Annotated in this window: 13 protein-coding genes; 6 read left to right on the forward strand and 7 right to left on the reverse strand. The window is 72.2% G+C overall.

The window, feature by feature from the left end:
• Positions 1-147: 147 nt before the first annotated feature.
• The gene (locus tag ACGFYQ_RS31755) at positions 148-546 is read left to right on the forward strand and encodes a hypothetical protein (RefSeq protein ID WP_393749635.1); all 399 of its coding nucleotides are present in this window, start codon (positions 148-150) and stop codon (positions 544-546) included.
• A 3-nt stretch (positions 547-549) separates the two neighbouring features.
• Here the strand turns inward: ACGFYQ_RS31755 and ACGFYQ_RS31760 are convergent, their stop codons facing one another.
• From ACGFYQ_RS31760 to ACGFYQ_RS31775, 4 genes are all read right to left on the reverse strand, one after another.
• Positions 550-1200 carry a hypothetical protein gene (locus tag ACGFYQ_RS31760; protein WP_393749636.1) on the reverse strand — a complete coding sequence of 217 codons (651 nt, stop codon included), beginning with the start codon at positions 1198-1200 and terminating at the stop codon, positions 550-552.
• Positions 1201-1432: 232 nt separating this feature from the next.
• Complete coding sequence (locus tag ACGFYQ_RS31765; protein ID WP_393749637.1) at positions 1433-2179, reverse strand: succinate dehydrogenase/fumarate reductase iron-sulfur subunit; 747 nt, start codon at positions 2177-2179, stop codon at positions 1433-1435.
• Positions 2176-4161 (reverse strand): fumarate reductase/succinate dehydrogenase flavoprotein subunit, encoded by a 1986-nt coding sequence (locus ACGFYQ_RS31770; RefSeq protein WP_393749740.1) that lies wholly within the window; start codon positions 4159-4161, stop codon positions 2176-2178. Before ACGFYQ_RS31770 ends, ACGFYQ_RS31765 begins: the two co-directional genes overlap by 4 nt.
• Before the next feature lie 26 nt (positions 4162-4187).
• A complete protein-coding gene (locus tag ACGFYQ_RS31775; RefSeq protein WP_393749638.1) occupies positions 4188-4892 on the reverse strand; it encodes a succinate dehydrogenase cytochrome b subunit in 705 nt (234 codons plus the stop codon).
• Positions 4893-4964: 72 nt separating this feature from the next.
• Here ACGFYQ_RS31775 and ACGFYQ_RS31780 point away from each other — a divergent pair, with 72 nt between their 5' ends.
• On the forward strand, positions 4965-5843 hold the full coding sequence (locus tag ACGFYQ_RS31780; RefSeq protein WP_393749639.1) for a LysR family transcriptional regulator: 879 nt from the start codon (positions 4965-4967) through the stop codon (positions 5841-5843).
• Positions 5844-5852: 9 nt separating this feature from the next.
• On the opposite strand, the gene ACGFYQ_RS31785 is transcribed toward ACGFYQ_RS31780, so the two are convergent.
• On the reverse strand, positions 5853-6497 hold the full coding sequence (locus tag ACGFYQ_RS31785; RefSeq protein WP_393749640.1) for a TetR/AcrR family transcriptional regulator: 645 nt from the start codon (positions 6495-6497) through the stop codon (positions 5853-5855).
• Positions 6498-6629: 132 nt separating this feature from the next.
• Between ACGFYQ_RS31785 and ACGFYQ_RS31790 the strand changes: the two genes are divergently transcribed.
• A complete protein-coding gene (locus ACGFYQ_RS31790; protein ID WP_393749641.1) occupies positions 6630-7697 on the forward strand; it encodes an FAD-dependent monooxygenase in 1068 nt (355 codons plus the stop codon).
• Between the two features lie 15 nt (positions 7698-7712).
• Here ACGFYQ_RS31790 and ACGFYQ_RS31795 read toward each other — a convergent pair whose 3' ends face one another.
• Together ACGFYQ_RS31795 and ACGFYQ_RS31800 are read right to left on the reverse strand one after the other, a co-directional pair.
• A complete protein-coding gene (locus tag ACGFYQ_RS31795; protein WP_393749741.1) occupies positions 7713-9920 on the reverse strand; it encodes a putative bifunctional diguanylate cyclase/phosphodiesterase in 2208 nt (735 codons plus the stop codon).
• 68 nt (positions 9921-9988) lie between these two features.
• Entirely contained in the window at positions 9989-10819 is an 831-nt protein-coding gene (locus tag ACGFYQ_RS31800; RefSeq protein WP_393749642.1) for an SAM-dependent methyltransferase, read from the reverse strand.
• An 866-nt stretch (positions 10820-11685) separates the two neighbouring features.
• Here ACGFYQ_RS31800 and ACGFYQ_RS31805 point away from each other — a divergent pair.
• The 3 genes from ACGFYQ_RS31805 (at position 11686) to ACGFYQ_RS31815 (ending at position 13448) form a co-directional block, all read left to right on the forward strand.
• Positions 11686-11841 (forward strand): hypothetical protein, encoded by a 156-nt coding sequence (locus ACGFYQ_RS31805; protein WP_362406216.1) that lies wholly within the window; start codon positions 11686-11688, stop codon positions 11839-11841.
• 52 nt (positions 11842-11893) lie between these two features.
• The gene (locus tag ACGFYQ_RS31810) at positions 11894-12664 is read left to right on the forward strand and encodes a hypothetical protein (RefSeq protein WP_393749643.1); all 771 of its coding nucleotides are present in this window, start codon (positions 11894-11896) and stop codon (positions 12662-12664) included.
• 208 nt (positions 12665-12872) lie between these two features.
• Positions 12873-13448 (forward strand): hypothetical protein, encoded by a 576-nt coding sequence (locus tag ACGFYQ_RS31815; RefSeq protein WP_393749644.1) that lies wholly within the window; start codon positions 12873-12875, stop codon positions 13446-13448.
• Positions 13449-13614: the final 166 nt, after the last annotated feature.

Below are 13614 nucleotides of genomic sequence, written 5' to 3' on the forward strand. Positions count from 1 at the left end.
GATCAGGGCACGGCGTCAGATGCGGTGCATCGCAAGGCGGAGGGGCGCCCCCATACTGGGCGTATTCGGGCGTTCCGACAACGCAGCGAGGTGCCGTAGCTGGCGTCGTGCGCCCGGGGATTACGGGACAGCCCTTAGGCTGCCGGAATGTTCTGGAGACGTCTGGGAGAGCCGGCTCGCCCGGCGGGCAAGAACCCCTTCACGCCGGTGGAGAGCACCGGGGAGCCGATGGCGCCGATGGAGCTCGCGCCGCCGGAGCCGTGGGACCCGTCGTTGCCCGTCGCTCGACTCCCGGTCAAGAACGGCGGGGACCGCGAGTTGGAGCTCGTCCTCGAACCGTACTGCTGGAGCGAGTGGCTGGAGCCGGGTCAGGAAGTCACGGTGATCGCCGTGGGCACGGCGGACGAGGAGCGGCCCTGGTGGGGCACGACCGTACCCGATGAGCCCTTTCAGGTGGAGTACTACCCGGACCAGCTGGTGGTCTGGGTCAATGGTGATCCGCTGATCGTGGATTCCGCCGGGAACGAGCTGTACCGGGGTTTCTGAGGCTCAGGCATCGCCCGGCAGCAGCTGCTGCGGCAGTTCGCGGAAGCTCCACCGGCCCCGGCTGCGGGTGAACTGCCAGACGAGGTCGTAGCGGTCGGGCCAGGTCGCGGGGACGCCGAGGACCTGGTGGGCGCCGAGGGCGCGGACCAGGCGGGGGATGCCGGTGTGCTCCCAACAGACGAGTGCGGGCATCGGGCCGGCCAGCACGGCGTGGGCGAGGGCGGGTTCGGCGCCGACGGCGAAGCCGGCGCGGACGGGGGTGCGCAGTGCGGTGGCCAGTGCGGCCACGGTCTGCTTGCACCGGGCGGGGGCCGCGGCCTTGCCGCCGGCCGCGAAGACGGCGGCGGGGCGGGGCAGCGAGGAGCCGCGGGCCGGCGGGAAGAGGCGGGTGAGCTCATCGGCCCGGCGCCAGCCTCGGCCGGCCAGCGAGCCGGGGTCGTCCTCGCCCTCCTCGTCCCAGCCCGAGGCACCGGCGTACGGCTCCTCCGCGTGCCGGATCACCATGATCAGGGCGTCCTTGGGCGTCGGCTGCGGGCCGGGGGCGGGGCGGTGGGGGTGGTCTTCCGTGGAGCAGCCGGCCGCCGCGAGCGGGGCGAGGGCGGCGGCCAGCAGGGTGCGGCGGCGCGGTCCGGACCCGGCGGGGGCTTGTGACATGGGGCCACTGTCGCCCACGCCCCGGGCGCCGCCGTCGCGCGGCACGGCGGGGGCGACTCCGGTCAGCCGATCGGCGCAGGAGCCGAGACCGGCGGGCAGGGCACGTCCCGTACGGGGATCGGCCCGCCCCCGGCAGGGGACGGACGGCGGCCTCGGCGTCGGCCACCGAGGTCGCCGCGCCGGTCAGCGCCGGCCAGCGCCGGCCAGTACCGGCCAGTACCGGCCAGCCCGATCAGCGTGGGCCCTTGCGGACCGCTCGCAGCCATTCCTTGTTCATCGCGGCGATCGACGGCAGCGGGATGCCCTTGGGGCAGGCCGTGGCGCATTCGCCGGTCAGGGTGCAGCCGCCGAAGCCCTCCTCGTCCATCCGGGCGACCATGTCCAGCACGCGGGTCTCGCGCTCCGGCGAGCCCTGCGGGAGGACGCCCAGGTGGTTGACCTTGGCGGAGGTGAACAGCATCGCGGAGCCGTTGGGGCAGGCCGCCACGCAGGCACCGCAGCCGATGCACTCGGCGTGCTCGAAGGCGAAGTCGGCGTCGGCCTTGGGTACGGCCGTGGCGTGCGCCTCGGGGGCGGCGCCGGTGGGGGCCGTGATGTAGCCGCCGGCCTGGATGATCCGGTCGAAGGCACCGCGGTCGACGACCAGGTCCTTGACCACCGGGAAGGCGGAGGCCCGCCAGGGCTCGACGTCGATGGTGTCGCCGTCGGCGAAGGACCGCATGTGGAGCTGGCAGGTGGTGGTGCGTTCCGGGCCGTGGGCGTCGCCGTTGATGACGAGGCTGCACGCGCCGCAGATGCCCTCGCGGCAGTCGTGGTCGAAGGCGACCGGGTCCTCGCCGCGCAGGATGAGGTCCTCGTTGAGGGTGTCGAGCATCTCTAGGAAGGACATGTCCTGGGAGATGCCGTCGACCTCGTAGGAGGCCATGGCGCCGGGGGCGTCGGCGTTCTGCTGGCGCCAGACGCGCAGGGTGAGCTTCATGCGTAGCTCCGCTGGGTGGGGTGGACGTACTCGAAGACGAGGTCTTCCTTGTGCAGGACGGGGGCCGCGCCGGTTCCCTGGTACTCCCAGGCGGCCGCGTAGCCGAACTCCTCGTCGCGGCGGGCGGCTTCGCCGTCCGGGGTCTGGGACTCCTCGCGGAAGTGGCCGCCACAGGACTCGGCGCGGTGCAGGGCGTCGAGGCACATCAGCTCGGCGAGTTCGAGGTAGTCGACGATACGGTTGGCCTTCTCCAGGGACTGGTTGAACTCCTCACCGCTGCCCGGGACCTTGATGCGCCGCCAGAACTCCTCCCGGATCTGCGGGATCCGGGCGAGTGCCTTGCGCAGGCCGGCCTCGGTGCGGGACATCCCGCAGTACTCCCACATGAGTTCGCCGATCTCGCGGTGGAAGGAGTCGGGGGTGCGGTCGCCGTCGACGGCGAGCAGCTTCGCGAGGCAGTCGCGGGTCTCGCGGACGGCGGCCGCGGCCTCGGGGTGGCTGTCGTCGATCTCGTCGTGGTGCGGGTGGCGGGCGAGGTAGTCGTTGATGGTGGAGGGGAGGACGAAGTAGCCGTCGCCGAGGCCCTGCATGAGGGCGGAGGCGCCGAGGCGGTTCGCGCCGTGGTCGGAGAAGTTGGCCTCGCCGATCGCGAACAGCCCGGGGACGGTGGTCTGGAGGTCGTAGTCCACCCACAGGCCGCCCATCGTGTAGTGCACGGCCGGGTAGATCCGCATGGGGACCTCGTACGGATTCTCCGCGGTGATCCGCTCGTACATCTCGAAGAGGTTGCCGTACTTCTCCGCGACCTTGTCCCGGCCCATGCGGAGGATGGCGTCGGCGAAGTCGAGGTAGACGCCCTGGCCGCCGGGGCCGACGCCGCGTCCTTCGTCGCAGACGTTCTTGGCGGCGCGGGAGGCGATGTCGCGGGGGACGAGGTTGCCGAAGGAGGGGTAGATCCGCTCCAGGTAGTAGTCGCGCTCCGCCTCGGGGATGTCGGCGGCGGGGCGGGTGTCGCCCTTGGCCTTGGGGACCCAGATGCGGCCGTCGTTGCGCAGGGACTCGCTCATCAGGGTGAGCTTGGACTGGTGGTCGCCGGTGCGCGGGATGCAGGTGGGGTGGATCTGGGTGAAGCAGGGGTTGGCGAAGTACGCTCCGCGCCGGTGCGCCCGCCAGACGGCGGTCGCGTTGGAGTTCATGGCGTTGGTGGAGAGGTAGAAGACGTTGCCGTAGCCGCCGCTCGCCAGCACCACCGCGTCGGCGTAGTGGGTGGAGATCTCGCCGGTGATCAGGTCGCGGGCCACGATGCCGCGGGCCACGCCGTCGACCGTGATCAGGTCGAGCATCTCGGTGCGGGCGTGCATCTCGACGTTGCCGGCGGCGATCTGCCGGGACAGGGCCTGATAGGCGCCGAGGAGGAGCTGCTGGCCCGTCTGGCCACGGGCGTAGAAGGTGCGGGAGACCTGGACTCCGCCGAAGGAGCGGGTGTCGAGGAGGCCGCCGTACTCGCGGGCGAAGGGGACGCCCTGGGCCACGCACTGGTCGATGATCTCGACGGAGATCTGGGCGAGCCGGTGGACGTTGGACTCGCGGGCGCGGAAGTCGCCGCCCTTGACGGTGTCGTAGAAGAGGCGGTGCACCGAGTCGCCGTCGTTGCGGTAGTTCTTGGCGGCGTTGATGCCGCCCTGGGCGGCGATGGAGTGGGCGCGGCGCGGGGAGTCGGAGTAGCAGAACTGGACGACGTGGTAGCCCTGTTCGGCGAGGGTGGCGCCGGCCGCGCCGCCGGCCAGGCCGGTGCCGACGACGATGACGGTGTGCTTGCGGCGGTTGGCCGGGTTGACGAGCTTGGCCTCGAAGCGGCGGCGGTCCCAGCGCTCCGCGATCGGGCCTTCGGGGGCCTTGGTGTCGACGAGGGGGTCGCCGGTGGTGTAGCCGGCGTAGTCGTTCACGCGCTCGTCCACGCGGTCGCTGATGTGGTCGCTCATGTGGTCACTCATGTGGTCACTCATGGTCAGTTCACCACTCCGGTCATGACGGCGACGGGGACGGACACGAAGCCCGCGAAGAGGAGGAGGGCCAGGGCGTTGGCCACGAACTTCAAGGTCCGGTCGCGGCGGGCGTTGCCGGCGCCGAGGGTCTGCGCGGCGCTCCAGAACCCGTGCCGGACGTGCAGGCCGAGCGCGGCCATCGCCACGAGGTAGATCGTGTTGCCGTACCAGGTGGAGAAGGTGGCGAGGACGTTCTCGTACGGGTGCCCGGCCCAGGCCCGCTCGTTGACGGTGAGCGTGGTCAGGTCGAGCACGTGCCAGACGATGAACAGGCCGAGGATGATCCCGCCCCAGCGCATGGTGCGGGTCGCGTAGCTCGCGCGGCGGCGCTTGTGGGCGTACTTCACCGGGCGGGCCTTGATGTCGCGGCGGCTGAGCTGGTACGCGGACACGGCGTGGGCGGCGCCCGCGGCGAGCAGGACCACGCGGGCGGCCCACAGGCCCCAGTGGCTGTGCAGGAACGGCTCGCCCATGTGCCGCAGCCAGTGGGCGTAGGCGTTGAACTCGCCCGGACCGAAGAAGATCTTGAGGTTGCCGAGCATGTGCACGACGAGGTAGCCGAGCATGATCAGTCCGGAGACCGCCATGACGGTCTTCTTCCCGATGGTGGAGTCCCAGACATTCGATACGGCGGAGCCGCCTGTCCGGGTGCGCGTTGCCAGAGCCATGGGATCGACGGTAGGGACGAAGGACCCGAAAGGTCCAAGACATGATGTCGGTCATCTTGATAGACATTGCCTATGCAGTTTCAGCAGCTCGTCTACTTCGTGGCCGTCGCCGAGACCCGGCACTTCACCCGCGCCGCGGAGCGGGAGCACGTGGCGCAGCCCTCGCTCTCGCAGCAGATCAAGGCGCTGGAGCGGGAGCTGGGGGCGGAGCTGTTCAGCCGGGCGCGGGGCAACATCGCGCTGACCGAGGCGGGCGAGACGCTGCTGCCGCTGGCCCGGCGGATCCTGGCGGACGCGGACACCGCGCGGCTGGAGGTGCAGGAGCTGGCGCAGCTGCGGCGCGGACGGGTGCGGCTGGGCGCCACGCCGAGCGTGTGCACGGGCCTGCTGCCGGATGTGCTGCGCGCCTACCACACCGCGCACCCCGGGATCGAGCTGGTGATCGAGGAGAGCGGCTCCCTCGACCTCGTACGGGAACTGGCGCGCGGGGCCCTCGACCTGGCCCTGATCGCCCTGCCGTTGCCGCCCTCGGCTCCGGCGCTGACGACGGTGGAGCTGCTGACGGAGGACCTGGTGGTGGTCTCCTCCGCTGAGCTGCCGCCACCCGGTGGGGGCGGGCCCCTGAGCATCTCCGGGCTGCGCGACGAGCCGATGGTGATGTTCCGCCACGGGTACGACTTGCGGGAGCTGACCGTGACGGCTTGTCGCGCGGAGGGCTTCGAGCCGGTGTTCACCGTGGAGGGCGGGGAGATGGACGCGGTCCTGGGCTTCGTGCGGGCGGGGCTGGGCATCGCGGTGGTCCCGGCGATGGTGGTGGACCGCGCCGGTCCCGGCCTGCGGGCGACCCCCTTGGCCGGCTCTCCGCTCCGCCGCACGATCGCCCTGGCCCACCGCACCGATGTGGCTCCCCCGCGCGCTGCGCGCGAGCTGAAGCGCATCCTCGTGGGCTGACCGGGTCGGTCAGGCCGTGGGTATGGGCAGGGCCCGGTCGAGCCCGCCCGCCAGCATCCCGAAAGCCGCTTCGGCGTCGGCCACGGCCGCCGGGTGGGCCTCGTCGGCGCTCTGCCCGGAGTCGATGCGCCGCCAGTTCTCCCGGCCCAGCTCGTGGCGGACGGCCACCAGGTGCATGGCCGCCAGCCGGGCGGTGAGCGGAGGGGCCGACTCGGCTTCGAGGACCTCGGCGAGCAGCTCCACCTCGCGGGCGGTGTAGAGGGCGAGGCGCGACTCCAGACTCGCGGTGGAGTAGAGCAGCCGCTGGAAGGCGAGGACGTCGGGATGGTCGCAGAGCCCGGTGATCGGGTCCTGGCGGTCCAGGGCTTCCAGGAAGTGCGCGTGCACCGCGGCGACGGGTCCCTGACCGGCCGCCCGGTCGCGCACGATGCGCGCCGCCTCGTCCTGATGGTCGGCGAACCTGTCGAGCACCAGGTCCTCCTTGCTCGGGAAGTACCGGAACAGCGTGGGCTTGGAGACCTCCGCCGCGGCGGCGACGTCCGCCACCGAGACGGCGTCGAAGCCCCGTTCCAGGAAGAGTTCCAGCGCCGTGGCCGCAAGTCGGCGACGCGTACGGAGCTTCTTGTTCTCGCGCAGGCCCGTCGTGTTGTCCATGCTTCATACGCTAGCACGAGCGTGACCGGGTTATTTTTGATTCTCGGTTATTTTTTTGACCGGGTTGCTTTTTCGGTCGGGAGCCGCTTTCCTTGAGGCAACGACAACGAGACGACGACGAGAGGACTTCCGATGACCGACGTTCTGATCGTGGGCTCCGGCCCCACCGGACTCACCCTGGCCTGCGAGCTCGCCCTCCGCGGGATCGCCGTCCGGGTCCTCGACGGGCGTTCCGGGCCCCACCGCGAGTCCCGGGGCAAGGGACTCACCCCGAGCAGCCTGGAGGTCTTCGCCCGGCTCGGTGCCGCCGCGCGGATGTCCGCCATCGGCACCCGGGGTGTGATCCTGCGCAAGTACTTCGACGGCGCCCACATCAACGACACCCCGGGCGGCGACGGCCTCCTCATCGGCCAGTGGCAGGTCGAAGAGGTCCTCCGCGAGCGGCTCTCCGAACTCGGCGCCCGGATCGAGTACCAGGCCCAGGTCGTCGGGATCACCCAGGACGCGACGGGGGTCATCGCGCGGCTGACGGACGGCCGTTCGGTCCGCGCCGACTACGCCGCCGGGTGCGACGGCGGCCACAGCTCGGTCCGCAAGCTCCTCGGGATCCCCTTCGAGGGACGCACGGACGCGACGGAGACGATGGTGATCGGGGATGTCAGGGCGCCGGGGCTGAGCCGGGACTTCTGGCATCAGTGGTTCACCTCGGACGGCGGGGGGATGCTGCTCTGCCCGATACCGGGGACGGAGACCTTCCAGTTGCAGGCCTCACCGGAGCGCGACGAGAGCGGCGAGCCCCTGCCGCCCTCGCTGGAGAGCTTCCAGCGGCTCTTCGACCGGCACGCCCGGGTTCCGGGGATCCGGCTGGCGGATCCCACCTGGCTCTCGGCCTGGCGGGTCAATGTCCGCATGGCCGACCGGCTGCGCGAGGGCCGGGCCTTCCTCGCCGGTGACGCGGCGCACGTCCACCCCATAGCCGGCGGCCTCGGCATGAACACCGGGGTACAGGACGCGGTCGCTCTCGGCCGGACCCTGGCCGCCGCCCTGACCGGCCCGGCCGCGGACGGCGTGCTCGACGCGTACGAGGCCGAGCGGCTCCCGGTGGCCGCCGACCTGCTGGCCGACACGGTCGGGCGGCACGAGCGGGTCATGGCCGCGGTGCGCGAGCCCGGCCGCGGCACCGAGGCCGGGCTGACCTGACCCCCCGGGCCGACGTCAGGGTGTGGGCACCGCGTCCGCGAGGGAGAGGGTGTGGATGCGGTCGGGGGAGCCGGGGCGGGCGTAGTACCAGCCCTGGGCGGTGTCGCAGCCGAGGGCGCGCAGCTGGGCGGCCTGGGCTCCGGTCTCCACGCCTTCGACGGTGACGGCGAGTTCGAGGCTGTGGGCCAGGGCGACGATCCCCTCCACGATCTTGACGTCGACGGGGTTGGCCGGGATCTGCTGCATCCCCTGGGTGAAGGAGCGGTCCAGTTTCAGGACCTTGACCGGAAGGCGGCGCAGGTTGGCGAGGTTCGAGTAGCCGGTGCCGAAGTCGTCGAGCGCGATGTCCACACCGATGGCCGCGAGCCGGCGCAGCGGTTCGAGGAGTTCGTCGTCGGCGCCTATCAGGGCCGATTCGGTCACCTCCAGGCACAGCGCGCCCGGCGCGAGGCCCGACTTCTCCAGCACGGCGATGGTGTCGGCGACCAGGCCGGGGTGGTGGAGCTGGGTCGGCGAGAGGTTGACGTTGATCCGCAGGGACGAGCCGCCGTGCTGGCGCTGCCAGTTGCGGGCCTGGCGGACCGACTCCTCCAGGACCCAGCGGCCGAGCGGCACGATCAGTCCGGTCCGTTCGGCGAGCGGGATGAAGCGGTCCGGGCCGAGCACCCCGTACTGCGGGTGCGACCAGCGGACCAGCGCCTCCGCGCCGTGCACGCTGCCGTCGTGCATGTGGACCAGCGGCTGGTACTCGATGAAGAACTCGCCGCGCTCCAGCGCCGCCGGCAGGGCGTTGGTCAGTCCGTGCCGGGTGATGGCCCGGGCGTCGGCCTCGGCGTCGGCGAACTCGAAGCGGTTGCCGCCGGCCGCCTTGGCCCGGTACATCGTGATGTCGGCGCTGCGCAGCACCTCCGCGGGGGTGCGTTCCCCGGCCGGTCCCTCGACGATGCCGATGCTGCCCCGGACCGACAGCTCGCGGCCCTCCAGCCGGATGGGCGTGGAGAGGGCCGACAGGATGCGGACCGCGAGATCGGTCACCTTGTGCTCGGTGTCGGAGCCCGTGGTCAGGGCGACGAACTCGTCGCCGCCGAGCCGGGCGACCACCTCGCCGGGGCCCGTCGCGCAGCTCTGCAGCCGGTCCGCCACCTCCACCAGCAGCCGGTCGCCCGCCGAGTGGCCGAGGCTGTCGTTGACCGTCTTGAACCCGTCGAGATCCAGGTAGCACAGGCCGAAGTGGCTGCCCCCGGCCCCGCTGAGGGCCTTCTCCAGCCGCTCGAAGAACAGCGTCCGGTTGGGCAGGCCGGTCAGGGCGTCGTGGGTGGCCTCGTAGCGGAGGCGCAGGTTCAGCAGCCGGCGTTCGGTGGTGTCCTCCATCAGGGCCAGCTGGTACTGCGGAACCCCGTCGGCGTCGCGGAGCAGGGACACCGTCAGGTTGGTCCAGAGCACGGTGCCGTCGTGCCGGTAGTACGGCTTCTCCACGCGGTAGTTCTCGCGCTCGCCGCGTACCAGCTCGCCGTACATCCGCCAGACGTGCGGGGTGTCGTCGGGGTGTCCCCACTCGCTGACCTTGCGGCCCCGGACGTGTCCCTCCAGGCCGCCGAACATCTTCAGCAGCGCGTCGTTGACCTCCAGGATGTTCCCGTCCAGGTCGGCGATGCCGATCCCGACGGCCGCCCCCTCGAAGACCGCCCGGAAGCGTTCCTCGCTCGCGTGCAGGGCCTGCTGGGCATCGATGCGGGCGGTCAGCGCGGAGCGGGCGATGGCCTCCTGCTCCTTGAGAGTGCGTTCGCGCAGGGCGCGCGCGAACCCCGCCGCGATCCCGTGCTGGAGACGGGCACAGCGGGCCCGGTACTCCTCGGTGTCCTCCACACCCGAACCACCGGAACCACCGGAGCCATCGGATCCGCCCGGGCCGCAGTAGAGCACCAGGTACGACTCGACCACCCCGAGCGTGCCGGCCAGCGCCTCGGGGTCGGTGCAGTGCACGGCCACGAGCTCCGCCCCCACCCGCTGGGCGACGGCCGCGTCGAAGGGCCGGGCGTGCAGGGCCTCGGCGAGGGTCCGGGTGAGCGGTACCAGGTGGCGTTCGAACTCGGGGCGCGTCAGCGAGGTCGCCGTGACGGGGAAGATCGCCCGCCCCCAGATGGTCGCGAAGCGGGCGATCCGGTCCTCGATGCCGCCCTTGGGAACCGCCGCGGGCTCGGAAGCCGCCGCAGGCTTGGACACCCCGGGCTCCGGGGCCTCGGCGGGCGCCGCTGCGGCGCCCGGAGCGCCCGCCGTCTGTGCCGGGAGTCTCACGCCTTGCGTCCCACTCCGCCGAAGCCCGAGTAGGCGTACGGGTCCTCTTGCGCCACGCCGTCCTCCGCGGCCTCGGGGCCGTCGGGCCGCCACTCGGGCATGGACACCAGCCCGGGCTCCACCCACTCGAACCCGTCGAAGAAGCGACTGATCTGCTCCCCGCTGCGCATGACGAGGGGGTTGCGGATGTCCCGGTAGACGCCGACGGTGCCGCTCGCGACCTCCTCCGTGAGCGGGATCCCTTCGAACGAGGCGTGCGTGAGGATCAGCAGGCTGCCGGGGGCCAGCGCGTCGCGCAGCTCGGCCACGGCGGCGTACGGATCGTCCGCGTCCTCCAGGAAGTGCAGGACGGCGACGAGTAGGACGGCGACCGGACGGTCGAAGTCGAGCAGCCGGCCCACCTCGGGGGCGGCCAGGATGTCCCGCGGCTTGCGGAGGTCGGCGGCGACGACGGCGCTGCGGTCGTCGCCGTCCAGGACGGCCCGGCTGTGGGCTACGGCCACCGGGTCGTGGTCGATGTAGACCACGCGCGCCTCGGCGCTGGCGGCCTGGGCGATCTCGTGGACATTGCCGAAGGTGGGGATGCCGGAGCCGATGTCGAGGAACTGCGTGACGCCCTCGGCGACGGCGTGCCGTACGGCGCGGCGCATGAATGCCCGGTTGGCCTGCATGATCTTGGGCAGGCCCGGCATGAATTCCATGGCGCGGCGGGCCGCCTGACGGTCGACCTCGAAATTGTGGGAGCCGCCCAGGTAGTAATCGTAGATGCGGGACACGCTCGGCACCGATATGTCGATGCCTGGCGGGGCCCAGGCGGGGCGCTCCATCGGGTCTCCAAGCGTTGTTCCTGCGGCGGTCCGGTCGAGGTCGGACTCCTGTCCGAGCCGAATGTACTGATCATTGCCCAACGGGGCGAGCAAAAGCGGAAATTGGCGATCCGTTCTTCGTCACACACCAAAGGCGCCTGCCGCTCCCGTCCGGGGGATTGATCGATACCGACACATCCCTTTTGGGAATTGCGCGGTGGGTGCTCACGCTCGCCCGGCGACCGGCCCAGGGCTGGCTCAAACCTCACTGGTCGTCGCTCCACCCGTTCAGGCGAACCGGGGCGGTCTCTCGCGTGCGCGGGCGGGCGCGAGCCCATGCTCCCGGGGTGAACAGAGCCTGTGCCAGGCGCCTGCTGGCGGTCCCGGTCCTGCTGTGGGCGGCTTTGTCCGTCACGCCGGCCGTGGCTGATAGCTGCGCTTACGCGACGACCGACACCGCCGACGGCGCGGCCGCCATCACGGTGGTCGCGGCGGCCTCCGGCGGCGGCCGCGGAGGCGGTCCGGGTGGCGGACATCACGGCCGCGACCACGGCCGGGACCACGGCGGCAACCACGGAGGGGGTCACGGAGGAGGTCACGGACGAGGTCACGGGGGCGGCCATCACGGCGGACACCACTGCCCGCCCCCGCCTCCCCCGCCCTGCCCACCGAAGCCGACTCCCCCGCCGAAGCCGACACCGCCACCCGAACCCACTCCACCGCCCCGACCCACCCCGCCCCCGAAGCCCACCCCACCACCACCGCCCCCGCCCAAGCCGGCGCCGAAACCCGTACCGAAGCCCGTCGCACCCGAACCGGCCCCGCCGAAACCGGCGCCCGCACCGCCCCGGGCCGTCAAGGCGCCCGCCCCACCGGAGCCCGCCCCCGTGGTGACGCCGCCGCCCGCACCCAGGCCGGTGGCCCGTCCCGCGTACCACGCCCCTGCCCGCAAGCCGGCCGAGCACCACGTCTCCCCGGTGACCTTCACCCTGCTGACCGCGGCTCCCGCGGTGCTCGCGATCGTCGCGCTGCGCCCGCGCTGACGCCGGCGCCCGGCAGTTCTTCGCCCCACCCTGCAATCGATTGGGAGTCATCTTGTCGGAATGGCTCGTCCTGTCCATTGCGATGGCCGCGGCCTGCGCCGTGGTGCTGTCCATCGCCTTCTTCAACCACCGCAGGATCGGCGAGGACGACGATCCGAACGAAACCCCGGACGTCATCGAGTACATGACGATGATGATCGGGGTGATCTACGCGATCGTCCTGGGCCTGGCGATCGCCGGTGTCTGGGAGGGTCGCGGAGCCGCCCAGGAGTACGTGCGCCAGGAGGCGCAGGCCCTGCACGAGATCAGCGTCCGCTCCGAGGTCTACCCGGCCGAGGTGCGCAAGAAGATCCGGTCCGACGTCGACGCGTACGTGACGTACGTGGTGGACACGGAGTGGAAGGAGATGGCCGACCACGGCGACCTCACGGACCGCGGCGGCGAGCTGCTGGAACGGATCCGCCGGGACGTCACCGACTACGAGCCGCAGACCGACCACGAGGGGCAGGCGTACCAGCCGCTGGTCGACCAGGTCGCCGTGGCGGACGACGCCCGCAGTGCGCGCGGCCAGAGCGCGGGAGCCACGATGCCGGGGGTGGTGTGGTTCGGGCTCATCGCCGGGGCCCTGGTGACGGTCGGTCTGATCTTCACCCTGCAGATCCGGCGCTCGTTCCGGGAGTTGCTGCTGGCCGGCTTGTTCAGCGCGCTCATCGCCTTCCTGCTGTTCCTGATCTGGGACTTCGACGCGCCCTTCGGGCGCGGCATCGCGGCCACCGCCGAACCGTTCCTCGCGCAGTTCCCGCATCTGGATCTCCGGGACTGAGGGCTGCCGGAAGCCGTCGCCCTCCGGGGGTCCCGCAAACCGGGGACGGGCCTCCCGTCCCCGGTTCGGCCTAGGGTCATGCCCCATTCGCCCGTTCCTGATCGCGGGCGACCGCCCCCGGACCTAGCGTGTCGAACATCGAGGCGCACGACCCCCCACGTGCGGAAACCCTTCCGCGGCTGCTCCTCGGGGATCCGGAGAATCAACCATGGGTGCGATACGTATCTCCGCCACAGCCCTGCTGAGCGCCGGCGCCACGGGCGCCGTACTCGCGCTCGGGGCCCTCGGCGCGACCGCGGCCGAGACCCAGGTCACCTCGTTCGGCTTCGCCATCACCCCCTCGACCGTCGCGCCCGGGGGCCAGACGGTGCTCTCCGTCACCGGCTGCAACGCCGCCTACTCCACCGCCTCCTCCGGGGTCTTCGACACCGTGAGCATCGCCCGCGGCCAGACCGTACGGGTCACGGTGGACCGCGACGCCCGGCGCGGAGCCGTGTACTCCGTCTCCTTCACCTGCAACGGGGAGACCGGTTCGGCCGACCTGACGATCGCCGGCGGCACGACCAGACCGACCACGAGCTCCACCAGAGGCGCGGCCAGGGGGATCGCCACGGTCACCGCCACGGGCGCCACCTCCTCCGCGCTGGGTGTGCGCGGCGGCCTCGGCGGCAGCGTCGCCGGTATGGACCCCGTCGAGCTCGGCGCGGGAGCAGGCCTCTTCCTCACCGCCGTGGCCGGCACCGCGTACGCCCTGCGCCGCCGGGCAAGCGGTCGTGGCCACTGAGCCCCTCCCCGCTCCCCCTCCCGACTGCCTCCCAACCTCCTGCCAACCGCCGGGGGCCCCCCCGGGGGGGGGCGCCCCCCGGGGGCCCGCGGGGGGGGGGGGGGGGGGGGGGGCGGGGGGGGGGGGGGGGGGGGGGGGGGGCGGGGGCCCCCCCCCGGGCCCCCCG

Source organism: Streptomyces sp. NPDC048258 (assembly GCF_043201995.1).
Taxonomy (GTDB): domain Bacteria; phylum Actinomycetota; class Actinomycetes; order Streptomycetales; family Streptomycetaceae; genus Streptomyces.